The sequence below is a fragment of the Chitinophagales bacterium genome, assembly GCA_019638515.1.
GTDB lineage: Bacteria > Bacteroidota > Bacteroidia > Chitinophagales > LD1 > UBA7692.
Window position 1 is genome coordinate 190,558 of the sequence record JAHBTS010000003.1, and the last position, 25,999, is coordinate 216,556.

A 25,999-nucleotide genomic window follows, 5' to 3' on the forward strand; every position below is an offset into this window, starting at 1 on the left:
TTAGGAACTCTTTTGGTAAAAGCTAACTCCTAAGGCTGCCTCTTTTCCTTTTAACTGTTTTGATTGCAAGATGGGTAAAGGCTATCTCATTTGCAATTCTTAGTACTACACAAACACCAATTGAGCATCGGTTAATTCAAACTGCTCGTTTCTAAAACGCAGCAATAGCCTGGCAACTGTTACCACATCGCGCTGGCAATATGCTGCAATTCGATTCAAGTTACTTTCTACCCAATAAACCCGCGCCACATCTTTACCTTCAATATCTTCTTTTGGTGAAGGTATTTGCAATACTGCCGCCAACAATTTAAGTGAAGTATAGTTCTTGTAATCGCCAAAACGCCATAAGTGGAGGGTATCTATACTCGATACTTCCCACGGTTTTCTTCCCGAAAAATCTAGTACCGGAGGCAGTTTCATTTTATGTATAAGCATACGCCTGCACAAATACGGAATATCAAACTCCTTAATGTTGTGCCCGCTAAAAACAATAGCCTTCTTTTTACTCAGCAATGCTGAAAAATCGTGCAAAATAGCGGCTTCATCATCGCCAAAAAACGATTTCACCCTAAACTGAAACTCGCTTCCCTGCTTATGAAAATAACCAACCGAAATACAAATTATTTTCCCGAACTCAGCATAAATTCCGGCACGTTTTTCAAAACTTTCTGCGGATGTTTCATGCTCTATTTTCAGCATTTGGTGCTTGTGCTCCCAAAGTTGCTGCAAGGTTTCGCTCAACAATTCAAATGTTTTGGTTTGAGGTACCGTTTCAATATCTATTACCAAAAATTGCTCGAGTGGGATAGGTTGCATACAAATAAGTTTTTTTCACATGGCTTAGTGGATAGCTTTGGCAATAAATATACAAAAGCTTGCGTTACCTTTGCTTAAAATACAATTCAAATGGAAAACCAGAAAAGTAACAAAGGCATTTACATTGCAGCTATTGTGGTGTTGTTGCTCCTCAACGGTGTGTTGGGTTATTTGCTTTATGTAAATAACAGCGAGAAAAAAGATTTAGAAGTAGCCAAGCAAGAACTCGACAACCAATACCAAGGTGTACTTACTGAACTCGAAGCCCGCAAAGCCGAGCTAGAGCAATACAAAGGCAAAAATGCTGAATTAGACAGCATTATTACTGCTCGCCAAAACGAAATAGAAAACTACAAAGGCGAAATAGAATCCTTACTTAAAAAAGGAAAAATTACTTCGGCAGAACTTGCCAAAGCCCGCCAACTTATAGACAAACTAAAAGCTGAAAACAAAGAGTTGCAAGGCAAAGTAGAAGAGCTTACAAAAGCCAACGAAATGCTTACTCAAGAAAATCAGCAATTGGGTAAAAGTTTAGAAGACGAAAAGAAAAACACCGAATCCCTTACACAAGAAAAAGAGAATCTGTCTAAGAAAGTTGCTCTTGGCGCATTGCTTAAATTAAACAACCTGAAAGTAATTGGCGTACACATTAAAAACAGCGGCAAAGAAGAAGAAACCTCTAAACTGAAGAGAGTAAGCAAACTAAAAATTTCGTTTGAAACAGGCGAAAACAAAGTTGCAGAAAAAGGAAACATGAAACTTTACCTGCGCGTTATTAACCCTAAAGGCGAAACTATTGCCGTGCGCGACCAAGGTTCCGGTACATTTAAACTTGCCGATAGTGGCGATGATGTTCAATACAGTCGCGTTGCCGATGTAGATTACCAACAAAGCAATAAAAAAATAAGCATTGATTGGAGCAGCAATATAAATATGGAAGGAACCTATAAAGTAGAAGTTTACCAAAGCGGCTACCTGGTTGGCAAAGGAGAAGTAAAACTGAAATAAACAACCTTAATGCTTTTTAAAAAACTTCCGAAGTGCAATAAAAAAAACCTTCGGAAGTTTTTTTATTTAGTACCTTGTAAAACTCACACTTTGTGAAACAAAAATTGCTTTTACTGCACGGAGCATTGGGTTCTGCCGAGCAACTTTTTCCACTGCGCGATATACTAGAACCTCACTTTGATATTATGGTTTACACCTTTAACCATCACGGAAAAAAGGCTGTACACCAACAAGCCTTTACCATAGAAACTTTAGCCCGCGAACTCTCTGATTTTTTACGCGAACAAATTACAGAACCTATACCCGTTTTTGGTTACAGCATGGGCGGCTACGTGGCTCTTTGGATTGCTGCAAAAGAACCCGAACTATTTTCTAAAGTAATTACACTCGGCACAAAAGTAAATTGGAATCCCGCTACTGCCGAGCACGAAACCAAATTTTTGCAACCTCAAAAGATAGAAGAAAAAGTTCCGTCCTTTGCTGCTTACTTATTGCAACTGCATGGCAGCAACTGGAAACAGTTGGTTAAAAGTACCGCAACCATGATGCACACCTTAGCCCAGCAGCACCTTACGCACAACGATTTAAAACAAATTTCCCAACCTGTTTTAATGTGCTTAGGCGATGGCGACAATATGGTTACCAAAGAAGAAACACAAAACGCCACTCTCTCACTACCCAATGGAAAATTCCACTTGCTTGAAAATACCGTACATCCCATAGAAAAAGTAAACCATCACTTAATTTCACAAACAATAAATGCTTTCTTAAATTAGAGCAACAACCGCGCACCCTTCCTTATCTTAAACCCATCTCCATGAAAGCAACCCTACACCGCTACTTTCAAGATTTGCTGCAAATCGTATATCCCAATGTGTGCTTATCATGCGGCAATCAACTTTCATTTCAACAAGACTTTATTTGCACCACTTGCTTACACACACTACCGTTTACCAACTACTGGGAGCAAACAGCAAACCCAATGGAACAGCACCTCTGGGGACGATTTGCCTTTGAACGAGCCACTGCACTTTTCTACTTTGAAAAACTAAGTGGTGTACAAAGTTTGCTGCACGAACTAAAGTATCGCCACCAAAAAGAACTGGGTATTTTCTTAGGCACACTATTGGGTGAAAAAATGAAAGCAGCCATGCACTGCCAATTTGATTACATAATCCCTGTACCACTTCATAAACAGAAAGAAAAACAACGAGGCTACAACCAAGCCATGCTATTTGCCCAAGGTTTAGCAACTGCTTTAAAATGCCAAGCCAATGCACACTTTATTGTAAGAAAACAAGCAACCGAAACCCAAACGCACAAAAACTTATTTCAACGGTTAGATAATGTGGCAACCGTATTTGAACTAAACAACGCCACTCAACTCGAAAATAAACATGTGCTGCTCGTAGATGATGTACTTACCACCGGAGCCACCATAGAAGCCTGCGCACTACAATTAAACCAAGTGAAAAACCTAAGGCTCAGCATTGCCACCATTGCAGTAGCTTAATATTTTAAAGCGAATTTAATTTGCTGGGAACCAACACCCGCAAGCACTGCGGCTCCACTTCCATTACTAAATCATCGTGCAAAATAAAATGATCGCCATCGAATTGATATACTCTTTTGGGATCGCCTTTTATTTCAATTTGTTTAGCTCTAAAAGTCTCTGCCTCCTTAATTAAATCTGCACGTTTAAATGCAAGGCAGAAAAAGATATACAACAGTTTATAGAGCGGAAATTGATTGACAACAATTACATCCAATACACCATCTTTTAAGCTGGTAAATGGAAATGGACCAAAATTGTAACCATACTGGTTGGCATTGAAAACAGTAAACAGGTAAAAATCACGCTCAATTTCTACGTCATCAATTTTTACTTTACCGGGAAATGGCTTGAAATAAAAAAACAACTCGGTAATTACAGCCCACGCATACGAAAGAAAACCACGGATAGAATGGTGCTTAAAGCGCCTTGCCACCGAAGAGTCTAAACCAAAACCCGCACAACTGAAAAAATAACCCCTGTTGGTTTTTACTGCATCGAGCAATACCTCCTTGGAATTATTTAAAACATCTATAGCACCGTATGTATCGCGTGCAGGAATAGAAAGGTGCGAAGCCAATCCATTACCCGAACCAAATGGAATAATACCCAATGCCACATTGGTATTTACTAAACTTTGCGCCACTTCGTTAATAGAACCATCGCCACCTACTGCACATACTACATGGTAGCCCTCCTCTACTGCCTCTTTAGCTATTGCCGTTGCATGCCCTGCATACTGCGTATAGCGAATAGTAAAATCGTATTGCACATAATCTAAGTAGCGCGCAATTTTTTCGGGAATACCTTCTTTGCGTGCCACTCCCGAAATGGGATTCACCACAAACAATATTTTCTTTTTGGAGCTTTTTTCCATTCCTAATTGTGCAATAAGTATATACCGAGCATAATGCTTAAAAAGCCTTTAAACTCAAGTCTAACGCTACACTGGAGTGTGTGAGCGCTCCTACCGAAATAAAATCCACACCGGTTTCTGCATAAGGTCTAATTGTTTCTAAAGTAACGCCTCCACTAATTTCGGTCTCGTACTTCCCTGCCACAATCTTTACTGCTTCGGCAGCTTCGTCCGGCAAAAAATTATCGAACATAATTCGGTGAATATTTCCTTTTGCCACAATGGCTTTAATATCATCTAAAGTTCTGGCTTCTACTTCTACTTTCAAATTCAACCCATTTTCTCTCTGGTAATTTGAAACAGCGTCAATTGCTTTATCTATTCCTCCACAAAAATCAATATGGTTGTCTTTCAACATAATCATATCGTATAAACCAAAGCGGTGATTATAGCCGCCACCAATACGTACCGCCCATTTTTCGAAATAGCGGAGCACAGGGGTTGTTTTGCGCGTGTCTAAAATCTTGCAGTTGGTATGGCTTACGGCATCCACAAATTTTTTGGTATGGGTTGCTATGCCGCTCATGCGCTGCATGTAATTCAACAATACTCTTTCGGCTCTTAAAATAGATTTTACTTCCCCATATACTCTAAATGCCACACTGCCTTTTTTTAGAATGGCTCCATCTTCAAGTATATTTTCAAACAATAAATTTTCATCTACCAAACGGCAAACTTCTTTTGCCACTTCTACTCCGGCTAATACACCATCTGCTTTCACCAAAAGTTGTGCTCTGCCTTCTTTTGCCATTGGAATGGCTGCCAACGAAGAATGGTCGCCCGGGGGAATAATGCCGTGAGGGTCAATAATATCTTCATCTAATGCCTGCTGAATAAGCCGACTATACATTTCAATCATGCAAATTGGAGTTTATTCTTCTATTCTTAATTCTCGTACGGTAAGCACTCCGTTTACTACTTTTCCATAAATGTAAGTGCTGTAATTGCCTGCTGCGGTTTGCAGTGTTCCCACAAAGTATTTTGAACCTTCGGGTGAAGTGCCCTGGTGCTTTAACTCAAATCCCTTTATATCTTTTTTGCTGAAAAACTCACGCAATACAACCTCTGCCTGTGCTTTGCTGTATGCCGAAGATTTGCTGGGCAAAGTAAATTCTATGCTAGATTCAAAATGCTTGGCTACTGCCGATGCATTTCCGGCTTTTAATCCGGCCAATAAGGCTTCGGAATTTTGTGCATGAGCCGCAAATAAAAACAGCATTGCTGCTGCCATAAATATGGTCTTCATAATAAGCGTTGAAGATAAATACGTTTTCATTGAAATGAAAAGTTTATTGTGAACATTGATGTGTGCAGCTACTCGAAGTTTAATTGGCAATATAGCACATGTTATCCGCGCGGGTGGGCTTGCTTGTGAACTTTCTTAAGTTTTTCGATGGTATTGTGGGTGTACACCTGCGTGGCTGCAAGGTTAGCATGACCCAGCATTTCCTTAACGGCATTTATTTCTGCACCTTCATTTAGCAAATGGGTGGCAAAGGAATGGCGCAAAATATGTGGGCTTTTCTTCTCCAAAGTAGTAACGGCTGCAAGATGCTGCTTCACCAATGCGTATATTTCATAATCCTTAATGGGTTTATTTTTTTTGCCGGGAAACACAAATGCGGCATCATACTCAGGTAGCTCGGCATTTCGCTTTGCAATAAACTGTTTCAACTTTTCAAGCATGGCAGGATGGAGCGGAATCAATCTTTCTTTATTGCCTTTTCCCAATACTTTCAATTGACTGTTCCACGAATCTATATCTGCATCCTTCAGGCTGCGCAATTCGCTGCGCCTCATGCCGGTGGCATAGAGTAATTCTATAACCAGTTTATCTCTTTCGCCAAATATATCTGCTGCAAAAGTAACTTGGGTAAGTAGCTTTTTCATGCCAGCTTCTTCCACAAATACGGGTAACTTTTTCCCCACCTTGGGGCTTACCACTTTTGCCATTGGATTGGTTTGTATTACACCTTCGCGCAATAAAAATTTGTACAGCGATTTTAGTGTAGATATTTTTCTATTCACGCTGCGTGCTGTATTGCCATCTTTCATCAACTCCACCATCCAATTACGGATATGAAAGTGCGAGGCCTGCGCTACCGATACTTTATATGGCTGCAAAAACACCGCAAATTGCTCCATATCGTTTTTGTAAGCCAATAGTGTGTGTGGCGAATAGCGCTTTTCAAATTCTATAAAAGCAAGAAACGACTGCACGAAATTCACGAACTAAAGTTAACAGTAAATTGGCAATTGCAGTGGTGTTGTAAACTGCACTCCATTTAAATGGATAGTTTTACAAACATCTTTTTAGCGGTGAATTACCAAATAATTCTTATACCGCTTTTCTAACTTTGATAATTCCAACACATAGTAATAAGTGCCATCGGGGAGCGGTTGATTATTTACTTGGTTGGTGCCGCTCCAATTATTGCGATAATCTTCGTTTTCATAAACCGGAAATCCATTTCTATTAAAAACTACCAAATATGCAGGGGCAAACTGGTCTAATTCCTTAAAAAATAATTGGTCGTTTATACCATCGCCATTGGGCGAAAATCCTTCTACCTGTTCAATTTCATTTATACAATTTGCTCCTTTTATCCAAACGGTTGCAGGCGTGCAAAGTTCATAATCGCAGGCTTCTATCGTAAAAGAATCGGTGCCGCAAAAGCCTCTGCCAACAGTAACCTGCAACAAACCTGAAACAGAATCTATAGTGGCAGTAAGCAATTTACTATTGGGTTTAGATACTATATGATAACGTAGCGTGTCGTGTTCTACATCGCTGGTTCCAACAGCTACATCTGCATTGTATTCGCCACCACTGCTTTCAACATTTATGGTTACATTATCTATTTCCGGAGCATCATTTACAGGCAATATATTGATGAGCACTCTTGCCTGCGAGCAATTAAAGAAACGGGCAGTATCGCATGCGCGATATTTAAACTCATCTCTTCCATAATAATTGGTGGTGGGTTGATATACAAACTTCCCGGTAGAGTCCATTTGCACGGTGCCGTTGAACGGATTTTGAGTAACTCTTGTCTTTAATTTATCGCCATCGGCATCGTAGTCGTTGAGTAACACATTGCCTACTAAAGTTTGATCTTCTAAGATGGTAAAGGTATCGTTGTAAGCAACGGGCTGGTCGTTCATGGGGGCAATAATAATTGTAACTACAGACATGGCACATTTGTTACTTGTATCGCAAACTCGATACAAAAAGAAATCAAAGCCATTGTAATTAGGATTGCCTTTGTAAGAGTAGTTGTTTACAGATTTAGTAAGTGTACCATTCAGCGGCTGTGTAATTGGCTCCCACGTAAGCGGATCGCCATCCGGATCGCGATCGTTATCTGCCGCTTTCACTACAATGGCAACATCTTCCAATGCAAAAACAATATCTGGGCTTGCAATGGGTGCTCTATTTTGCTTTATGCCATTGCAAACCGCATCGAGCACCAATGTATAAGTACTAAAAGTGCATTGCCCATTGCTGTTGCAAACTCTATAAGCTCCGGTTACACTACTCGAAAAATTTTGTACAGCAACAAAAATTACCGAATCGCCTCTGCGCGTATAGCTGCCACTTGCCGGATTTATTACAGGTAATGGCTCCACAAAGTTGCTTAAGAAAATACTATCGCCATTGGGATCGTTATCGTTTGCCAGCGGGTAGAGTACATGTGTATCGCCCGGGCACACATAAAATGTATCGGCTCTGGCAATAGGAGCGTTCTGTGCGTTTACCATTTTAGTTGCTGCCAATAGCAGCAATGCAATCACAAATCTCAGGCTTCTACTTCTTGTTGAATAAATTGCAAGCATTGTGCTACTGTTTTTTCTGACCCAATAAATATGGCTGTTCTTTCATGAATTTCTTCCGGCTGAATTTCTAAAATAGGCATATTCCCATTAGAAGCTATTCCTCCCGCTTGTGTTACCAAAAAACTCATGGGAATACATTCGTACAGTAAACGCAGCTTACCTTTGCTTTCGCCCTTGTTGGCAGGGTAAAAAAAGATGCCACCCTTTAAAATAGTTCTATGCAAATCGCCTACCATAGACCCAATATAGCGCAATCCAAAAGGGCGTACAGTGGCTTTATCGCTTTCGCCACACCAAGCCACAAATGCTTTTAAGCCATCTGTAAACTTGTGAATATTGCCTTGGTTTACAGAATAGATGGCGCCTTCTTTTTTTATAGAAAGCTCCGGGTGCGACATTACATACGCACCATCGGCAGCAAGCGTAAATCCATGCGTACCTTTTCCAACGCTTAACATTAAGATGGTGGAACTTCCAAACAACATGTATCCCGCAGCGGCAAGCTGCTTGCCCGGCTGTAAGAAATCGGCATCGGTTGCCACTCCTTCAGACTGCTTTTGCCATATAGCAAAAATAGTACCTATGGGAGCTGCAATATCTATATTGGAAGAGCCATCTAACGGATCTACCGCTACCACATATTTTCCTGCTGCATGAATTGGCAAAACAGCATCGGTTTCTTCGCTTACCAAGGCAGCACAAGCTGTACCTTTTTGTAAGAATTCAATTATTAAATCGTTGGCTAATAAATCTAATTTTTGAACTGTTTCTCCCTGTACATTGGTAGTGCCTGCTACGCCAACAATATCGCTCAACCCTGCTACGCGCACCTTTTCGTTAATAAGTACAGTAGCATCTGCAATGGCAGTTATCACCTCGGATAATTCTGTGTTGGTATTGCTTTTAAGATATTGCGACAGCAAAGTTCCTTTTTCCATAGCTGGCGAATGTAATGAAAGCATTCATAATTTATGCAGCAGAAAAAGCTGCAGCATAAGCTTTCATTCTTTGAATCATGGAAGCTAATCCATTGGAGCGCTGCGAAGAAAGATGACTATGCAGTTGAATAGCTTCTATAAAGCCCAATTCGGCATTGGCAATTTGCTTGGCAGGCTGCCCCGAAAGCACATCTATTAACAGTGCTATTATGCCTTTAGTGATGGCAGTATTGGAGTCTGCTTCGAAGAAGATATTGCCATTGCTTTCGTATGCGCGCAACCATACTTTGCTCTGGCATCCCTTCACTAAAAAATCGTCTAATTTATATTGCGATGCGAGTGGCGGCAACTTCTTCCCTATTTCAATAATATACTCATACCGTTCCATTGTGTCTTCAAAAAGATCAAAAGACTCAATAATATCGGCTTCTTTCTCGGCAATTGTTTTCATAAGGCTAAGTAATAAATATGTTGCCTTTTGCGAGGCAATAGGCATGTAATTAGTCTCTATTTACTCGCTTCATTTTTACGGTGGCAATAGACGTATGCAAAATCAACTCATCTAACTTTCCATTGCGATAGATGTATTCGTTTTCATTGCCTTCTTTGGTTTTAAACACGTAGTGACTTGGCGCTTTTTTTTCTATTGGTGTGGCAAACAATTGTGCTTCAAAATAGATTTTTGGCGTATGTAAAGGCTCTGTAAAATAAAGCGATAAAAGCGATGGATAGTTATCGGGCACAATATTTCGCGTACCGTTTTTGGTTGTTACGGTGTATTGATTTCCATCGTAGCTTAAGTCGGTTAAGTATTTCAGCTTTTGGTTCATATCTTCTTTGTAATAGGCGCTGTGCAATTTTGCCTTTACATACTTTACTTTCATGTACGTAACATCTTCGTAGTTCATCCAAAGTACTTTTGCTTTAGAATAGCTTTCTAAAAAATAGTGAACCGTATCGCCACTTACATGTTTGCTTACGGTCATGGTTCCTATTTTATTTCCAAACAAAAACAAATCGAAATGAACCTGTTCTCTGCCGAAAACAGTTACCGAAAATAAAAAAGCTACAAGCGCACACCAAAACTTCATGGTGAGCAAAAGAATGAAACTTTTCATTTGAAGGTATTTAATTGTTGTAAAAAAAATGCGTTACCCACTGACAATAAAGACTGAACACTATCGTGGAAAAAAACTCTTTGTAAAAACGCACATTAGAAATAACATTGCAAAAAATTTGAAACCATGGCAATTAAGCTCGCAGTATTCGATATAGCAGGAACCACCGTAGAAGATAAAGATTTTGTGGCAGATGCTTTAGTAAAGGCTTTTGAAAAACAAGAGTTATTCATCTCTCCTAAACATGCCAATACTAAAATGGGGCTACCAAAATCGCTAGTTATACGCGAACTTATAGACGAGATTTTTGAAGAGGCTCCTGAAAACGTAGAGGAGTTGGCTAATACTATACTTGCCGATTTCAACCAAAATATGCTAGAGTTTTACAAAAACCATCCTGCAGTAAAAGGCAAAACAAATGCTGTTCGCACTATGCTTGCATTAAAAAATGCAGGTGTAAAAGTTGCATTAGACACAAGCTTTTCGCGCGATATTGCCAATACGCTTATAGATCGCTTAGGCTGGGATGTGCAACAGGTAGTAGACTTTTGGGTTACAAACGATGAAGTAGCAAACGGAAGACCCCATCCCGATTTAATTTTAAAAGCAATGGAAATTGCAGGCGTTGCCGATGCTTCGGAAGTAGCTAAAATTGGCGATACAGAAAGCGATTTAAATGAAGGCACCGCTGCCGGATGCAAATATGTAATTGGTGTTACATCCGGAGTGCAACCGCGCAGCATACTAGAAAAAACCAAACACACACATTTGGTAAACGACCTCTACGAAGTAGTTGATATTGTGCTGAACTAAAGCATAAAGCAATATTGCTTTACACGGCACTTGCAAAGAGAAATTGCCTAAACAGCAACATCTGCTTTCTTAAAAACTCAAAACTTGTTTTCATTTATTGCACAAGCATTATATCCTTGCTAAAACAATGAAATACATCTTTGTACTTTTTTGGTGTGGATTGATGCAGTTTTCGTTTTCGCAAGAAACCGAAACTACAGATATTACTCAAGTAGCTGCATACTTTTCAAAACACGGCATTGCATTAGAGCAAGTTCAAAATATATCGCTGTACGAAGAGGCTTTTAAATGGTTAGATACCAAATATAAGTTTGGTGCCAAATCTGAAAATGCTACCGATTGCAGCGGCTTTGCAGGCATGCTATACGAAAAGGTTTTTGGAAAAGATTTAGCCCGCTCTTCGCGCAGTATTTTTCCCCAATGTGAACCGCTTACTTCTAAAAGCGAATTACAAGAAGGAGATTTACTTTTCTTTAAGATATGGAAAGGAGTAATATCGCATGTTGCCATTTACCTTCAAAACGGTAAATTTATTCATGCTGCCGTGCATGGCGGTGTGCGTATAGATAGCCTCGACCAACCTTACTATAAGAAATATTTCTACAAAGCCGGCAGACTTAAAGAATAAACAGTCTGTTTGAAGCAAATTGTATAAAACTTGTTTACAACTATTGCGATGCATCAGTAGTTGGTGAAATATAATTTTACATACATTTATTTCACCGAAATCGTATTTCGGCTTTTTTTCATACCGTTTAATTTCTACTGATTATGAACAAACATTTATGCGCAATTCTCAGCTTGCTTTTAGGATTAAGTACCGTTTTTAGCCAATCGCTTACAGAAGTTTCCTTGCCTCAATATATGCAAGGAACAAACGGCACTAACAACAATAGACTAACCTATATCTGCAGACTCACTTTAGATGGATTAACCGCAAATGCAACATACAGGTACTACACAAGTGCCGTAATAGCATCAGACAATGCTACCAGTAATGGAGCCGGAACACCCATATTTTTACCTACTTCAGGAAATTTTTATTCCGGTTCTTCAAATTTATCTACTTCCGGACAGTATGGCGAATTTACCACCAACTCTAGTGGATCGTTTACCGGATGGTTTGGATTGCAACCAACCGGAAACTCTCGCTTTACCTCCGGCAACACCGTGAACATAAGAATTATGCTAAATAATGGTGCAGGAGGCACCTCTGTTGCCACCAGACTCACCACTACCAGCGGAGTTACTGTATTAAACTTGGGAACAACAACTGCCTTAGCTACCGGCATTAACAGTGTTTCTTGCGGAGATGCCAAAAACTTAGTACTACTTTGGGATAATACAACTGCATCCGGTCGCCCCATTTCCGGTGCCGCTATTGAAGACGATGGATTTACCGTGCCCACTTCTTATGCCACATTCTACAGAAACGATGTAGATGGAACTTCTAAAGCATGGGGAACACTTATTCCAAACACCTTAGCCAATGGCATTAGAAGGATAGAACAATTTTCGCTAAGCACAGGTAGTGCCATTGGCACTGCAGCAACAGATGCCGATGGCTTGTGGCCTACCAACGCTGTAAACACAGTAAACCCGAGCAGCGGAACCACAGCGCTTGTAATAGACAATGCAGATGCACCGCTGGCAACATGTTCATCGTCTCCGGAATTAACCATAGTACCTACCACAAGTCCACTGAGCGGCTTTTGCGCCATTAGTCCGCAACATGGCGAAATGGGCTCTATACAAATAAGTGGTGCTTATTTAACCGGAGCAAGTGTAACTTTAAATGCAAGTACTGATTTTGAGCTCTCTTTAGACGGCATAACCTTCGGCACATCGGTAAATCCAACATATACTGCGCCAACACTTGCTGCTACCAATGTGTATGTAAGGTTAAAAGCAGGGCTTAGTGTAGGAGCAAAATCTGAAGTACTAACACTTAGCGGAGGCGGAGCTACCTCCACCACGCTTACTGTGGAAGGTACCGTAGGTGCAGCAGCCACTTTGGGTGTTGGCGATATTATGTTTACTGGATTTAAAACCACCACTCCGGGAACCGATCAAATTTCGTTTTTTGCTACAGTAGATATTCCTGCAGGAACCGATATCTTATTTACCGATAAAGCATGGGACAAAACACTATACGCTCCCAATTTTAATACCTCTGAACAAACCCTTACTTGGAACAGCGGTGCTTCGCTCATTACCAAAGGTACGGTGGTAAAAGGCTCTTTTTCGAGCGGTACTTCTACTTGGAATATTGGGTCTTCTACCGGCAACGCATTAGATGGACTTTCTAGCGGAGGCGATAATGTTTTTGCATATCAGTTATCTTCCGGTTGCCCGGCATTTTTACATGGAGTTAGCAGTATAGCTTGGCTTAGTTCGGGAGCAGTAAGTACCAACAACAGTTATTTGCCTGAGGTATTAAATACGGCTAATGGCAATATTCTTTCCGGAGGTATGGGCAACCAAGAATACACCGGCACCCGCTCTTGCAACACCATAGCTAACTACAAAACTTTCGTAAGTAACAATGCTAACTGGGGAGCAGTTGGCGGATCAGATGTAGATGCCACTGCCTTTGTAGAAGGATTAAGTATTTCGCTGGCAACTTCACACACCAGCAAAATGGAAAACGATAATTCGCCCGTTACCATTACTGCTACGGCATGTACTGCTGTGCCTGCAACTGTAACCGTAACCCTATCGTACAGCGGCTCGGCAACTGCGGGAACAGACTTTACTGTATTGCCCGCCACCATTACTATTCCAAGTGGCAGCACCACAGGCAGCACCACACTCACCAATATAAACGATGTGGTTTATGAGGGCAACGATACCGCCATTATTTCTATTGCATCTGTAAGTGGAGGCGGTGCTATTATCGGCTCTCCGGCTTCTGTAACTTATATTATTGTGGATGATGATGATGCGGTATATTACTCATGCGCCAGTGGTTCATCTAATGCCGCAATTTGGTCTCCTTCGCCCGCTTGCCCTACATCCGGCACAGCCGTATTTTCTTCCAGCAATAGGTTTGTAATTCAATCGGGGCATACTATTGAATTGGCAAGTTCGCCCGTAACACTTAAATCGCTCGAAATCCAAAGTGGAGGAAAACTATGGCGAAACAGTTCGGTGGTATCGAACACACGCTACCTGAGCGTGTTTGATTATATTGACAACCAAGGCACTTTGGGCAACAGCACACCTTCTTTTGATGCTATTGGAATAAACATCGAAGGAACGAATGTTACGCTTTCTGGTGGTGGCGATTGGAATATAGGTAGGCTTAGAAAAACCGATAACACCAATACAGTTTCTAACCTAACTATTGCTGATGCCACTATTCGATTGTACTATCCGGGTACTGCCTTTTACAACAATCAAAATTCCACTACTCTTAATGTGCATATTGTGGCAGGTGCCACGCTATACGTTTCGGATACTATTACCATAGACGGACCAAACGGTTTAAGCACCGGAGATAGAGGCGGTACTATTACAGTAGATGGCAACTTAATAGTTGATGAATCTTTCTTGGCGCGTTCTTTAAACCCAAGCGGCTATGCCACCGGATTAACCATAAATGCAGGTGGAAAGGCTACCGTAAAACGGTTCCGTTTCAACAATAATGTTGCAGGAGGTGTTAATCAGTTTCAAGTTACCGTAAATGGCATATTAGAAATAAAGGAATCTTTAGATTTAGAGGATGGAACGTTTAATGGAAATGATCATGTGGTTTTCCTTTCGCCATCGGCAAGCCAAGCGGCTATTATAGATAATTTTTCAACAGGATATTATGGAACTTATAGCGGCACAGGTACTTTCCAACGCGGGTTCAGCGCTTCTTCAATTTTCAACCAATTGTATTTTAGTGCCCCTATAAACAATGCCGCCATTACAAGTTTTGCACCTGCCAAAGGAGCAGATGGCGTTGCCGTAACTCCTAAAAACGATTGCGATGAAACCCAACTCGCTACTTCGAGCAACTACGGCAATGTATTTGAATACAACGAAAACTTAGTAAACAATTGCTATTTGGAAGCATGGGTAGTGCGCTCTGCAGGCAATGCCCAAAATGGTAAAGGATACTCTGTTGTAAAAAGTGGAAGCGGGAAACTAGAACTAAGCGGTACGCCTAATATGAACGCATCTTATACCATTAATAATTTGGGAAATAAAGGATGGGCATTACCTACCAAACAAAACCTTGCTCCCAATGCAACTATTGCAGGCTGGCACTTGCTGGGCAATCCGTTTCCGGCAAACTTAAATCCTGTAAATCCTAACGCAAGCGAGTTTGGAAATATCTTTAAAGTATTAGACGCAGCCAACGGGCAATATGTAGATTTTAGCTTTTCCGGTGCCGATTTATTGGCTCCTTTTCAAGGCTTTTTTGTTTACAAAGCTAACAATGGTGGCACAGCAAATTTTGATATTCATGGCGGCAGCAACCGCACTCGCAGTGCTATTCAATTCTATAAAAACAATGATCCGCTTAAGCAATTAAAAATAAAAGTATCGGGCAATGGCAATACCGATGAATGCTATTTGAATATTATTCCTGGTGCCACTGCCGAATTCGATTTAGAATACGATGGCTACAAATGGTTTTCTGATGCTTCTCTTCCAGCTTTATTCACTTCAAACAACAGCGATTTCTTTAGCACCAACACTATTGGAAGTATTGACGAAAATCCAATTGTGCCGTTACATTTTAAAGTTCCTGCTACCGAAACATATCAATTAGAAATTTCGGGTATCGAGAATTTGAATGGCGTTTCTAAAGTAATTGTTGAAGACCAAATGCAACATCGCTCTTATGAGTTTACACAAAATGGCGATTTCTTGTTTAATGCTATTAAAGGAGATGCCGCCAATCGCTTTCAAATCCGTTTCGAAGCTGTGGTTTCCGGTTTACAAACTCCCGAACAACAGCTAAAACTATTTGTAAACAGCAAAGTATTGCATGTAGATTTAGGTGCAAACAATACCAATAGCACCATAGACATATTCAATACTTTAGGCGCAAAAGTAGCACAGTTCGGCACTACGGCATCTTACTCAAAATTTGATATAAGCAATCTTGGAATAGGAACCTTTATAGCAAAAGTGAAAAGCGGAAATACTGCCGCAACTAAAAAATTTACCATAGCAGAATAGCCACCTGCATCGGTCTATTTATTTAGAAACATTCACTTTCAATCTTCGCGAAAGCGTTTACCTTCGGTATTAAACTCAACCCATGCCAAAAAAGGTTTTTAGGTTAGATGATGATGACGAAGATGAAATACCCAAACCGGTTTTGCTCATTGGCATTGCCGGAACAATAAAGTATTACAAGCTTTGCCACTACCTAAACAAAACTTGGGAATTGGATTTTGAAATGCAGGAATCCATTAAACTCAGGTTGCCCCGCAAGCAAAATACTTTTGAATTCATACATTTAAAAGCGGTTAAAAATCCGGGTGAAATAAGCTACGAAGTGCTTACGAACAAAGACAAAAACGAGTCGCTCATTCCCGAAGCAAGCGATTACGATTTACTGCTAAAAATAGATGCCAACCTGCCTCCCCAAGAAGTAAAAAAAATATGCAGCCAACTAAAGCAAATGCCCGAAGTAATGATTGCTGTGCCCATAGAAACCAATTCAATTAAAACCCTCGAACGAATTTTTACAAAAGAATAAGCGGATATGAAAATCAATATCAACAAAACAAAAATTATCGCCACTTACGGTCCATCCTGTGCCGATAAAAATATAATGCTCGAAATGGTAAAGGCCGGAGTAGATGTATTCCGTTTTAATTTTTCGCACGGTAGCTACGAGCAGCATCTCGAAGGCTTTAAACGCGTAAAACAATTAGCCACCGAGCTTGATTTAAACATTGGCATACTTGCCGATTTACAAGGTCCCAAAATACGCTTAGGAAAAGTACGCGACAACCACGAAGTACTCGAAACAGGGCAAACCGTAGAAATTACCAACAAAGAATGTGTAAGCACCTTTAAACGGCTTTATGTAAGCTACGAACCACTACCACAAGAAGCCACACCCGGAGAGGTTATTTTAATAGACGATGGTAAAATTGAACTAAAAGTAATTGAAACCAATAAAGTAGATACCGTAATTGCCCAAGTAATTACAGGAGGAAAAATAAGCAGCAACAAAGGTGTAAACCTCCCCGATACCAAAACCACCGTACCCGCACTTACCGAAAAAGACAAACGCGATCTCGACTTTGCATTGGCAAACGGAGCCAACTGGATTGCACTTTCCTTTGTGCGCTCCCCGCGCGATATCCACCAACTTAAAGAAATAGTTGGCGATAAAAACAGCTATTTAAAAGTAATGGCAAAAATTGAAAAACCCGAGGCTCTAACCGAAATTGATGAAATTATTAAAACAGCCGATGGCATTATGATTGCCCGTGGCGACCTTGCCGTAGAAGTACCGCAAGAGCGTATGCCGCTTATTCAAAAAGACATTGTAAAGCGCTGCCTTAAATTTGCTAAACCCGTTGTGGTAGCAACGCAAATGATGGAAAGCATGATAGAAAACCCCAACCCAACGCGCGCAGAAATTACCGATGTGGCTAATGCCGTAATTGATGGTGCCGATGCCGTAATGCTCAGCGGAGAAACCAGTACCGGAAAGCACCCCATAAAAGTAATTCAGGTAATGGAAAAAATTTTGCGCAATATAGAAAACAGCTCCATTATTTACGACAAAGAACTAAAGGCCAACCAAAGTTCGCCCACCTTTATCAGCGATGCAATTTGCTACAATGCTGCGCGCATGAGTGGAGAGTTGGGCGCAAAAGCAATTATAGGCATGACTTTTAGCGGCTACACAGGTTTTATGCTCAGCAGTTACCGCCCAAAAGCACTCATCTTTATTTTTACAGAAAACAGAGATTTGCTAAACGCACTAAGCCTGTGCTGGGGAGTACGCGCCTTTTACTATAAAAGTTTTGTAGGAACCGATACTACCATCCGCGATGTAATTCGCATACTCAAAGAAAAAAATCTCGTAGCCCCAAACGATATTATTATCAATACAGGCAGTATGCCACTGGCATCTAAAGGCAGAGCCAATATGGTAAAAGTAACAGTGGTTGAATAACCTCAAAAAAAAATGCAACGCACCATAAATGGCACGCTGCATAACACACCAATTTTTAAAACTTAATTCCACCCACCGCCAAGCGCCTTGTAAATATTTATTTCAGCATTCAGCTGTTTCTTTTTTATCTCTATCAACTCCATTTTAGATTCCAAAGCTTCGCGCTGTGTTAAGAGTACTTCTACATAATCGGCACGAGCAGATTTAAACAAGTTCTCTGAGATAGAAACCGAATGTGTAAGTATTTCTACCTGGTTAGATTTGGTTTCAAAACTATTTGAATACTTCTCTATTCCCGATAATTGATTGAGCACCTCGGTGTAAGCATTCAATATGCTTTGTTCGTATTTGTAAACTGCTTGAACCTGCTTGGCTCGCGCAGTTTTATACGCGGCCACCAAGGCATTTCTATTTATGAGCGGTGCAAAAATATCGCCCAAAACACCATACAGCAACGATTCCGGACGAAACCACACTGCCGGATTAAATGCCTGAAAACCTGTAGAAGCCGAAATACGAATAGATGGAAAGAAACTTGCCTTAGCAACCTTAATATCTAATTTGGCAGCCGCAAGTTCCTGCTCTGCTTGGCGAATATCGGGTCTGTTTTCTAGCAACTGGCTTGGTATTCCTGCCGAAATAGAATCAAATACCGTATTGTAAAATGCAGCGCTATTGCGCACTATCGGTTGTGGGAATCTTCCTGTAAGGAAATTGATTCTATTCTCGGTTTCTACAATCTGCTGCTGAATGGCATACTGCATATTTTTAGTATTGAGCAACTGTGCTTCGAAACGGTTTACAGCCAACTGCGTAACCTTTGCAGCATCTTTTTGTTGCTTTACAATGTGCAGCGCATCTTCTTGAATATCAATATTCCTTTGTATAATTTCCAATTGATTATCGAGCGACATCAATTCGTAGTACGAATTTGCTATCTCTGAAATTAAATTGGTAACCATAAAATTTTTCCCTTCTACACTCGCCAAATAGCGCGAAACGGCTGCATTCTTGGCATTCCTCAATTTCTTCCAAATATCTAACTCCCACGAAAAAGCAGCACCAAGCATTATATCGCCCAAAGGCTCCGGAAATTTTTTTCCGGGTTTTACTTCCAAATTTTTCTCTACTGCTCCGTTGCGTGTGTACTCTCCTACTTTTTCTACGCCACCACCGGCAGTTATATTTACAAATGGTAAGTATTCTCCTTTTCGTGCTCTAATTTCATTACGCGCCACTTGTATTTCTTGCATAGTAATGTTAAGCTCTTGGTTATTCCTAAGAGCAGTATCAATCAGCATCACCAAATTGGAATCTGTAAAATAATTACGCCACTTAATTTTAGCGGTATTAAAGGTGTCTGAAGATGTATTGAAACTCTTGGGAACCGCTTTGTTTTCAACCTTAAGCGGCTCTTTAAACAACTTACATCCACCTGCCGACACTAGTATAACAGTTACAGCAATAAGCTGAATTATTTTCTTATTCATTATTGGTTTTTATTTCTCTTCAAAAAGTTACTTACTATTTTTCTTACGCGTTTGGTAAGAGCCAACTCTTCTTGGTCTTCAACAAAGTTTTCGCTGAGTGGCGCTATATCTTGGTCTCTTATTAGCTGTTTACCTTCAGATAGTTTGGCAAAAACATAGTACAAACCGGGTACTACCAACACACCAAAAATAGTTCCAAACAACATGCCACCAAGAGCCGAAGAGCCGATGGTTCTATTACCTACAGCGCCCGGTCCTGTTGCAATTGCAAGTGGAATTAAGCCGGCAATAAATGCAAAAGAAGTCATCAATATTGGGCGAAAACGCACCTTGGAGCCTTCAATAGCTGCATCTAAAATAGAAGCACCTTGCTGCTGTTTTTGCACGGCAAATTCCACAATTAAAATGGCGTTCTTACCCAATAACCCAATGAGCATAATTAAGCCCATTTGCGCATAAATATCGTTGGCAAGCCCCATCGCTTTTAATAGTAAAAACGAACCAAAAATTCCAGGAGGAAGCGATAGCAATACCGCAAGCGGAATCAAGAAACTTTCGTACTGTGCCGCCAACACGAGGTAAACGAAAATAAGTACCACCACAAAAATTACGAGTGCTTCGTTACCTCTTCTTGCTTCATCGTACGAAAGTCCTTCCCAAGCAATATCGTAGCCGCGGGGCAAGGTTTCTTTCGCCACTTCTTGAATGGCCTTAATGGCATCGCCACTGGTGTAGCCCTTAGCCGGAACGCCCTTTATGGAAGATGACATATAGAGATTGAAGCGCGTAATTTCGTTTGGCCCCATTGTTTTGCGCATACTCATAAACGATGAATAAGGCACCATTTCATCCTTATTGTTTTTAATGAAAAGGTTTAGAATATCGCTGGGCATTCTGCGATATTCGGGCGCACTTTGGGTGTACACTTTAAAGAAGTTATTAAAGCGCACAAAACCTTGCTCATAAGTACTACCAATAAGAATGTTTAAATTCTCCATGGCATCGCCAATAGAAACTCCTTTTTGCATGGCGCGTTCATTATCAATTATGAGTTCGTATTGCGGATAGTTTGCAGCAAAAAATGTAAACAAGCCTGTAAGTTCTTTGCGCTTGTGCAATGCTTCCATAAACTCTTTATTTACCTTATCGAATTCTTGGTAATCTATGGTTGGATGCTTATCTATCATACGCAGCGAAAAACCATCAGACGAGCCATAGCCGGGCACTGCGGGCGGCTCAAAGTATTCAATTACCGCACCCATATCTTTGGTTTTTTCTTCCAACTCTTCAATTATTTCTTTTACAGAGTGCTTGCGTTGCGACCAATCTTTTAAGTTAATAATACAAGTACCTGCGTTGGAACCGCGCCCTTCGGTAAGCACTTCATAACCGGCCAAAGAAGCCACCGATTGCACACCTTCTACATGCTCTGCTATTTTTTGCAGCGTACGCGAAACATCATTCGTTCTTTCTAGAGTAGAACCCGGAGGAGTTTGAATGATGGCATATATCATTCCTTGATCTTCGTTAGGAATAAAGCCTGCGGGTAATTTTTCATTTACACCCACAATGCAAAAAGCAAAAACAATCAATATGCCAAAAGTTACTACCCTGCGGTTTACAATTAATTTAAGCAAGGCGGTGTACTTGCCTGTTGCCTTATCGAAGTTTTTATTGAACCAGTTAAGGAATAAATTTACAGGCGAATTGCTTTTGTGCGCACCGTGGTTGTTTTTCAGAATCATGGCACACAATACCGGAGCAAGCGTTAGCGCTACCACACCCGAAAGCACAATGGCACTTGCCATGGTGAGCGAAAACTGTCGGTAAAAAACGCCCACAGGACCTGTCATAAACGAAACGGGCACAAACACTGAGGTCATTACCAATGTAATGGCAATAATGGCTCCGCTTATTTCGCCCAAAACTTCTTTTACGGCATGGTAAGGCGAAAGATGCTTTTCTTCCATCTTGGCATGTACTGCTTCTACCACCACAATAGAGTCGTCTACCACAATACCTATTGCCAATACCAATGCAAAGAGTGTAACAAGGTTAATGGTTAAACCAAAAAATTGCATGGCAATAAAGGCTCCAATAAGCGAAACAGGAACAGCCAATGTGGGTATAAGCGTGGAGCGCAAATCGCCTAAGAACAGAAACACCACCAATGCCACCAGTAAGAATGCTTCAAACAAAGTGTGCAATACTTTTTCTATGGAGGCATCTACAAACTTCGATACATCGTAATTGATTTCGTACTTCATTCCCGGAGGAAAATCCTTCTTCAGTTCTTCCAACTTTTCTTTTACGCCTTCGATAACTTTGCTGGCATTGCTGCCGAAGTTCTGTTTCAACACAATAGAGGCAGAGGGATATGCATCTTTACTAGAATAGATATCGAAAAACTCGCTTCCCAATTCAATGCTGGCAATGTCTTTTAGTTTTAAGCTTTCGCCATTGGGGTTGGCTCTTACAATAATGTTTCCGTACTCTTCGGGTTTATTGTATCGCCCTTTATAGGTAAGCACATACTCCAGCGATTGTGCCGATTTGCCCGAGGCTTGACCTAAACGCCCTGGTCGCCCAATTACGCTTTGCTTGTTGATGGCTTCCATTACTTCTTCGGTAGAAACATTGTAAGCACGCATTCTATCGGGCTTTAGCCATATACGCATGGCAAACTGCCGGCTACCCAAAATTTGCGCTCTTCCCATACCGCTTATCCGTTGCAATTCGGGAAGAATGTGTACGCTGGAATAATTATAGAGGAACTTTTCATCGGCATTTTTGTCGGTACTGTAAAGGTTTACATACATCAACATACTGGGCTGTATTGGCGAAATAATTACCCCTTCGAGTTGTACCAATTGTGGCAGTTTATTGATTACTTGGTCCACCCGTGTTTTTACGTTTACCACCGCAGCATTGGGGTCGGTTCCGGGTTCAAACACAATTTGAATAGTGGCTTCGCCTGCGCTGGTGGCATCGGAAATAATGTATTGCATTCCCTGCACACCGTTTATGGCTCTTTCGAGCGGTGTAAGTGTGGTGCTCACCAATACATCGGCACTTGCACCCGGGTAAGCAATAAATACCATTACACGCGGAGGAGCAATAGATGGAAATTGCGAGATGGGAAGTGTGGTAATAGCCAGCACGCCCATAATGATGATTGCGAGCGATATGGCTATTGCCAATACCGGTCGTTGAATGAATTTGCTAAACATTTGTTTCTTTTTTAGGATGTCAATTACTCTGCGTGTAAGTGGTTTAATTCGTGTACCACATCATCAAACTGCACCAACTTGGTGTGAATCTTTTCGCCATTTTTTACCCTGCGCAAGCCTTCAATCAATATTTGATCGTTGGTATCCAGCCCCTTTGTAACCACATAAATATGGGGCATTTCTTGCCCTACGGTTATTTCTCTGGAACTAATAACACCTTTATCATCTACTACAAACACATATTTTCTATCGAGCAGTTCAAAGGTTGCTTCTTGCGGAATCATGATTGCTTTTTTTATGGGAACTGGCATTAGAATATTTCCGGTTTCGCCATGCCGCAATAGTTTATCGGGGTTGGCAAAAGTGGCGCGAAAGGCAATGTTTCCGGTTTCGTTATTAAAATCTGCTTCTATGGTTTCTACTACGCCATCGTGGTCGAAGTATTCATTATTTGCCATGAGTAATTTTACCTTTTGCTTATCACCATTCTTTGAGCTGGCCACATAATCTAGATATTCTGCTTCGGGCACATTAAAGTACACCCACATTTTACTGTTGTCGGAAAGTGTGGTAAGGAGTTCGCCCTCGTCTATCAAACTACCTAACCTACCGTAAAACCTATCCATAATACCATCGAATGGGGCGCGTATTTGGGTAAAGCTTAAATGTGCTTCTGCCAATGCCAACTCTGCTCTTTCTTTATCTAATCTTGCCTTGGCAAGGGCTAATTCATTTTTTGAAACGATATTGCTATCGGCAAGGCTCTTGGTGTTTTTGTATTCAATTTCGGCAAAACTTACATTGGCTTTTGCCTTTTCCATTTCTGCCTGGTAAATTATGGGCATAATTTGGAACATTAGTTGCCCTTTCTTTACCGGGCGTCCTTCATCTACATAAATATTTTGTAGATATCCTCTTTCTTGCGAGCGCAACTCTATGTGGCTGATTGCTTTTATTTGGCACACATATTCTTTAAGCGTTGAGGTATCTCTTTGCACTGGTTTGGTAACCATGAATGTTGCTTCTTCTTCTTTTTGGTGGTTATTGTGGTTACAACTTGCAGTAAGCAACAAGGTTGCCATGCAGATAAGACCGAAAGTCCCTTTCATTTAAGTTTCAATTGATGATGATTATTTAGAGATATACTTATCCATTCTTTTTAGCCGATAGATGTGTATGAATGCGGCTGTGTGTAGGTGTTGCACCCACAAAACAAAATGGTATTACAGTATAAAACTCTTCCAGGCGTGGTAGAGAATAAACAACGGTATGGCATGTGTGCTGCCGGAAATATCGGGCAGGCCGTTTATTAAATTGATTTGAAGAAAAAGTACAGCACCATAAGCATAATTGCTGAGTATGCCACTTAGCTGTTGTGTTTTGCTTTCTTCATCTGCCTTTATGCCTGTTTCGTCAAATAGTTCAAGAGGAACCGCACTACAAAGCGACTCGGAAATTTTGGGTGCGGCTACAATGGATGTATGGTGATATACTTTATGAACAAAAGCATTTACATTAAAATCCAATGCTGAAAATTCGGTTTTAACTTCGCTCTTCTCTACCGAAAAATACTGGGGTTGCCATTGCAAAAACAGTAAACATATCCATAGCGAACACATTACTGATATTGTCTTTAGCGGATGTAGCGCACCTTTTACCCAAGAAATGGTTTTGTTTTCCATTCGTTTGCAAAATTATAGCCGCTGCTGCATTTTTATAGAAAATAACTTTTTTTGGTTAATTCTATTTTTGTTGTAATAAGTCTTTCACTCAAAATAACACCTCTATTTTTAAAATTAGTTTTAGCAAACTAAAAAGGTAGCTTTACCATATATAAATTTTTGCAAATGGGTTTAATTGTACTATCCATTCCTGCCTTTTTTATACTCATTGGTATTGAATTGCTGGTGAGCAAATTAAAGCATTTGCCATACTACCGTTTTAATGATGCCATTACCAATTTAAGCTGCGGCATTGGTTCGCAAGTTGTGGGCATACTCATAAAGACGCTTACCGTTGGCGGCTATGTTTTTATCTACAATTATTCTCCTTGGAAAGGACTTATACCTACCAATTGGTGGGTGTGGATCTTGCTGTGGCTGGCGGTAGATTTCTTTTACTATTGGTTTCACCGCCTGGCACACGAAGTAAGCATACTGTGGGGCAGCCATGTGGTGCATCACCAAAGCGAGGAATATAACTTAACAGTTGCATTAAGGCAGGCTTGGTTGCAAGGTGCATTTTCTTGGTTTTTTTATCTACCCTTGGCTATCATAGGTTTGGAGCCGCAAATGTTTTTTACCATTGCCGCTATTAATACGCTCTATCAGTTTTGGATTCACACGCGCCTAATCGGGAAGTTGCATCCGGCTTTGGAGTTTGTATTTAATACGCCTTCGCACCATCGTGTTCACCACGGTGTTAATCCAAAGTATATTGATAAAAATCACGGAGGTACTTTTATTATTTACGATAGGCTTTTTGACACTTTTCAGGAAGAAGAAGAAGAGGTGGTGTACGGCATTACCACTCAGGCAAACAGTTGGAATCCTCTTTGGTTGAATTTTGAATATTGGATTCAACTTTTTAAAGAAGTATATAGCCTTCGTTCTCTTTCTAACAAGGTAAAAATGCTATTGCTCAATCCCGGTTGGAAACCTGCCGAACTGGGCGGCACACCTCCGCATAAAGAAGTTTCGCCACACCAATTTCGAAAATACGATACCGTTGTTTCCCCTGCGCTAAGCCATTATGTTTTGATACAGTATGTATTGCTCATTGCCGGAACCTCCTTCTTTCTTTTTTCTGAGGCTAAACCGCCTTTTAGTAAAAACATTGCTATTAAATTGGGTGTAATTGCATACATTATTGTAACCATAGTAAATCTTGGTGGCATGTTCGAAAAGAAAAAATGGGTTACCATATTGGAATATGCTCGCATAGTGCTGCTGCCCTTTTTAGTGTACTGCATACAGCCCAATACCGTTGTTTTTGTTACCACTTTACTCTTATCTATATTGCTTATTGGCTGGTATAAAAAAGGCACGGGATAAATATCCCTTTTTTGAAATATATCCTTACCTTTTTTAAAAAAAATTTTGCAAGTATTAAAAGTAGAACTACTTTCAGCATTCTAAACA

General features: G+C 40.6%; 19 protein-coding genes and 2 pseudogenes. 8 read left to right on the forward strand and 13 right to left on the reverse strand.

The window, feature by feature from the left end:
* Positions 1–105: 105 nt before the first annotated feature.
* Complete coding sequence (locus KF872_07425; protein MBX2903373.1) at positions 106–816, reverse strand: 3'-5' exonuclease; 711 nt, start codon at positions 814–816, stop codon at positions 106–108.
* Positions 817–906: 90 nt separating this feature from the next.
* Here KF872_07425 and KF872_07430 point away from each other — a divergent pair, with 90 nt between their 5' ends.
* The 3 genes from KF872_07430 (at position 907) to KF872_07440 (ending at position 3,337) form a co-directional block, all read left to right on the forward strand.
* A complete protein-coding gene (locus tag KF872_07430) occupies positions 907–1,824 on the forward strand; it encodes a hypothetical protein (protein ID MBX2903374.1) in 918 nt (305 codons plus the stop codon).
* 92 nt (positions 1,825–1,916) lie between these two features.
* Positions 1,917–2,600, forward strand: coding sequence for an alpha/beta hydrolase (locus KF872_07435; GenBank protein ID MBX2903375.1), 684 nt, complete (start codon positions 1,917–1,919; stop codon positions 2,598–2,600).
* 41 nt (positions 2,601–2,641) lie between these two features.
* Positions 2,642–3,337: a ComF family protein gene (locus KF872_07440; protein MBX2903376.1), complete on the forward strand. Its 696-nt coding sequence runs from the start codon at positions 2,642–2,644 to the stop codon at positions 3,335–3,337.
* Positions 3,338–3,341: 4 nt separating this feature from the next.
* On the opposite strand, the gene KF872_07445 is transcribed toward KF872_07440, so the two are convergent.
* The 8 genes and pseudogenes from KF872_07445 to KF872_07480 all read right to left on the reverse strand — a co-directional run bounded on the left by KF872_07445 (position 3,342) and on the right by KF872_07480 (position 10,185).
* A complete protein-coding gene (locus KF872_07445; GenBank protein MBX2903377.1) occupies positions 3,342–4,253 on the reverse strand; it encodes a diacylglycerol kinase family lipid kinase in 912 nt (303 codons plus the stop codon).
* Positions 4,254–4,290: 37 nt separating this feature from the next.
* Entirely contained in the window at positions 4,291–5,151 is an 861-nt protein-coding gene (gene nadC / locus KF872_07450) for a carboxylating nicotinate-nucleotide diphosphorylase (protein ID MBX2903378.1), read from the reverse strand.
* A gap of 12 nt (positions 5,152–5,163) precedes the next feature.
* Complete coding sequence (locus KF872_07455; GenBank protein MBX2903379.1) at positions 5,164–5,568, reverse strand: DUF4783 domain-containing protein; 405 nt, start codon at positions 5,566–5,568, stop codon at positions 5,164–5,166.
* Positions 5,569–5,639: 71 nt separating this feature from the next.
* A pseudogene (locus KF872_07460) lies at positions 5,640–6,503 on the reverse strand (tyrosine-type recombinase/integrase).
* Positions 6,504–6,605: 102 nt separating this feature from the next.
* Complete coding sequence (locus KF872_07465) at positions 6,606–8,087, reverse strand: tandem-95 repeat protein (GenBank protein ID MBX2903380.1); 1,482 nt, start codon at positions 8,085–8,087, stop codon at positions 6,606–6,608.
* Between the two features lie 5 nt (positions 8,088–8,092).
* A complete protein-coding gene (gene fbp / locus KF872_07470; GenBank protein ID MBX2903381.1) occupies positions 8,093–9,067 on the reverse strand; it encodes a class 1 fructose-bisphosphatase in 975 nt (324 codons plus the stop codon).
* Between the two features lie 31 nt (positions 9,068–9,098).
* Entirely contained in the window at positions 9,099–9,518 is a 420-nt protein-coding gene (locus KF872_07475; GenBank protein ID MBX2903382.1) for a SufE family protein, read from the reverse strand.
* Positions 9,519–9,567: 49 nt separating this feature from the next.
* Positions 9,568–10,185 (reverse strand): hypothetical protein, encoded by a 618-nt coding sequence (locus tag KF872_07480; GenBank protein ID MBX2903383.1) that lies wholly within the window; start codon positions 10,183–10,185, stop codon positions 9,568–9,570.
* Between the two features lie 126 nt (positions 10,186–10,311).
* Between KF872_07480 and KF872_07485 the strand changes: the two genes are divergently transcribed.
* The 4 genes and pseudogenes from KF872_07485 to pyk all read left to right on the forward strand — a co-directional run bounded on the left by KF872_07485 (position 10,312) and on the right by pyk (position 18,139).
* A complete protein-coding gene (locus tag KF872_07485; protein MBX2903384.1) occupies positions 10,312–10,998 on the forward strand; it encodes an HAD hydrolase-like protein in 687 nt (228 codons plus the stop codon).
* A 127-nt stretch (positions 10,999–11,125) separates the two neighbouring features.
* Positions 11,126–11,626 (forward strand): C40 family peptidase, encoded by a 501-nt coding sequence (locus tag KF872_07490; protein MBX2903385.1) that lies wholly within the window; start codon positions 11,126–11,128, stop codon positions 11,624–11,626.
* Positions 11,627–11,769: 143 nt separating this feature from the next.
* Positions 11,770–16,176 (forward strand): T9SS type A sorting domain-containing protein, encoded by a 4,407-nt coding sequence (locus tag KF872_07495; GenBank protein ID MBX2903386.1) that lies wholly within the window; start codon positions 11,770–11,772, stop codon positions 16,174–16,176.
* 460 nt (positions 16,177–16,636) lie between these two features.
* Positions 16,637–18,139, forward strand: a pseudogene (gene pyk / locus KF872_07500) (pyruvate kinase).
* 62 nt (positions 18,140–18,201) lie between these two features.
* On the opposite strand, the gene KF872_07505 reads toward pyk, so the two are convergent.
* From KF872_07505 to KF872_07520, 4 genes are all read right to left on the reverse strand, one after another.
* Positions 18,202–19,629, reverse strand: coding sequence for an efflux transporter outer membrane subunit (locus KF872_07505; GenBank protein MBX2903387.1), 1,428 nt, complete (start codon positions 19,627–19,629; stop codon positions 18,202–18,204).
* Positions 19,629–22,859, reverse strand: a complete 3,231-nt coding sequence (locus KF872_07510; GenBank protein ID MBX2903388.1) for an efflux RND transporter permease subunit — start codon at positions 22,857–22,859, stop codon at positions 19,629–19,631. The genes KF872_07505 and KF872_07510 overlap by 1 nt, the downstream gene beginning before the upstream one ends.
* 23 nt (positions 22,860–22,882) lie before the next feature.
* The gene (locus KF872_07515) at positions 22,883–23,968 is read right to left on the reverse strand and encodes an efflux RND transporter periplasmic adaptor subunit (GenBank protein ID MBX2903389.1); all 1,086 of its coding nucleotides are present in this window, start codon (positions 23,966–23,968) and stop codon (positions 22,883–22,885) included.
* Between the two features lie 114 nt (positions 23,969–24,082).
* Positions 24,083–24,541, reverse strand: coding sequence for a hypothetical protein (locus KF872_07520; protein MBX2903390.1), 459 nt, complete (start codon positions 24,539–24,541; stop codon positions 24,083–24,085).
* Between the two features lie 165 nt (positions 24,542–24,706).
* Between KF872_07520 and KF872_07525 the strand changes: the two genes are divergently transcribed.
* Positions 24,707–25,912 (forward strand): sterol desaturase family protein, encoded by a 1,206-nt coding sequence (locus tag KF872_07525; protein MBX2903391.1) that lies wholly within the window; start codon positions 24,707–24,709, stop codon positions 25,910–25,912.
* Positions 25,913–25,999: the final 87 nt, after the last annotated feature.

What these genes read in the sequence shown, in the direction of transcription:
- KF872_07425 (MBX2903373.1), bottom strand. Translation starts at nt 816, where the DNA reads ATGCAACCTATCCCACTCGAGCAATTTTTGGTAATAGATATTGAAACG.
- KF872_07430 (MBX2903374.1), top strand. Translation starts at nt 907, where the DNA reads ATGGAAAACCAGAAAAGTAACAAAGGCATTTACATTGCAGCTATTGTG.
- KF872_07440 (MBX2903376.1), top strand. Translation starts at nt 2,642, where the DNA reads ATGAAAGCAACCCTACACCGCTACTTTCAAGATTTGCTGCAAATCGTA.
- KF872_07445 (MBX2903377.1), bottom strand. Translation starts at nt 4,253, where the DNA reads ATGGAAAAAAGCTCCAAAAAGAAAATATTGTTTGTGGTGAATCCCATT.
- nadC (MBX2903378.1), bottom strand. Translation starts at nt 5,151, where the DNA reads ATGATTGAAATGTATAGTCGGCTTATTCAGCAGGCATTAGATGAAGAT.
- KF872_07455 (MBX2903379.1), bottom strand. Translation starts at nt 5,568, where the DNA reads ATGAAAACGTATTTATCTTCAACGCTTATTATGAAGACCATATTTATG.
- fbp (MBX2903381.1), bottom strand. Translation starts at nt 9,067, where the DNA reads ATGGAAAAAGGAACTTTGCTGTCGCAATATCTTAAAAGCAATACCAAC.
- KF872_07475 (MBX2903382.1), bottom strand. Translation starts at nt 9,518, where the DNA reads ATGAAAACAATTGCCGAGAAAGAAGCCGATATTATTGAGTCTTTTGAT.
- KF872_07480 (MBX2903383.1), bottom strand. Translation starts at nt 10,185, where the DNA reads ATGAAAAGTTTCATTCTTTTGCTCACCATGAAGTTTTGGTGTGCGCTT.
- KF872_07485 (MBX2903384.1), top strand. Translation starts at nt 10,312, where the DNA reads ATGGCAATTAAGCTCGCAGTATTCGATATAGCAGGAACCACCGTAGAA.
- KF872_07490 (MBX2903385.1), top strand. Translation starts at nt 11,126, where the DNA reads ATGAAATACATCTTTGTACTTTTTTGGTGTGGATTGATGCAGTTTTCG.
- KF872_07495 (MBX2903386.1), top strand. Translation starts at nt 11,770, where the DNA reads ATGAACAAACATTTATGCGCAATTCTCAGCTTGCTTTTAGGATTAAGT.
- KF872_07505 (MBX2903387.1), bottom strand. Translation starts at nt 19,629, where the DNA reads ATGAATAAGAAAATAATTCAGCTTATTGCTGTAACTGTTATACTAGTG.
- KF872_07510 (MBX2903388.1), bottom strand. Translation starts at nt 22,859, where the DNA reads ATGTTTAGCAAATTCATTCAACGACCGGTATTGGCAATAGCCATATCG.
- KF872_07515 (MBX2903389.1), bottom strand. Translation starts at nt 23,968, where the DNA reads ATGAAAGGGACTTTCGGTCTTATCTGCATGGCAACCTTGTTGCTTACT.
- KF872_07520 (MBX2903390.1), bottom strand. Translation starts at nt 24,541, where the DNA reads ATGGAAAACAAAACCATTTCTTGGGTAAAAGGTGCGCTACATCCGCTA.
- KF872_07525 (MBX2903391.1), top strand. Translation starts at nt 24,707, where the DNA reads ATGGGTTTAATTGTACTATCCATTCCTGCCTTTTTTATACTCATTGGT.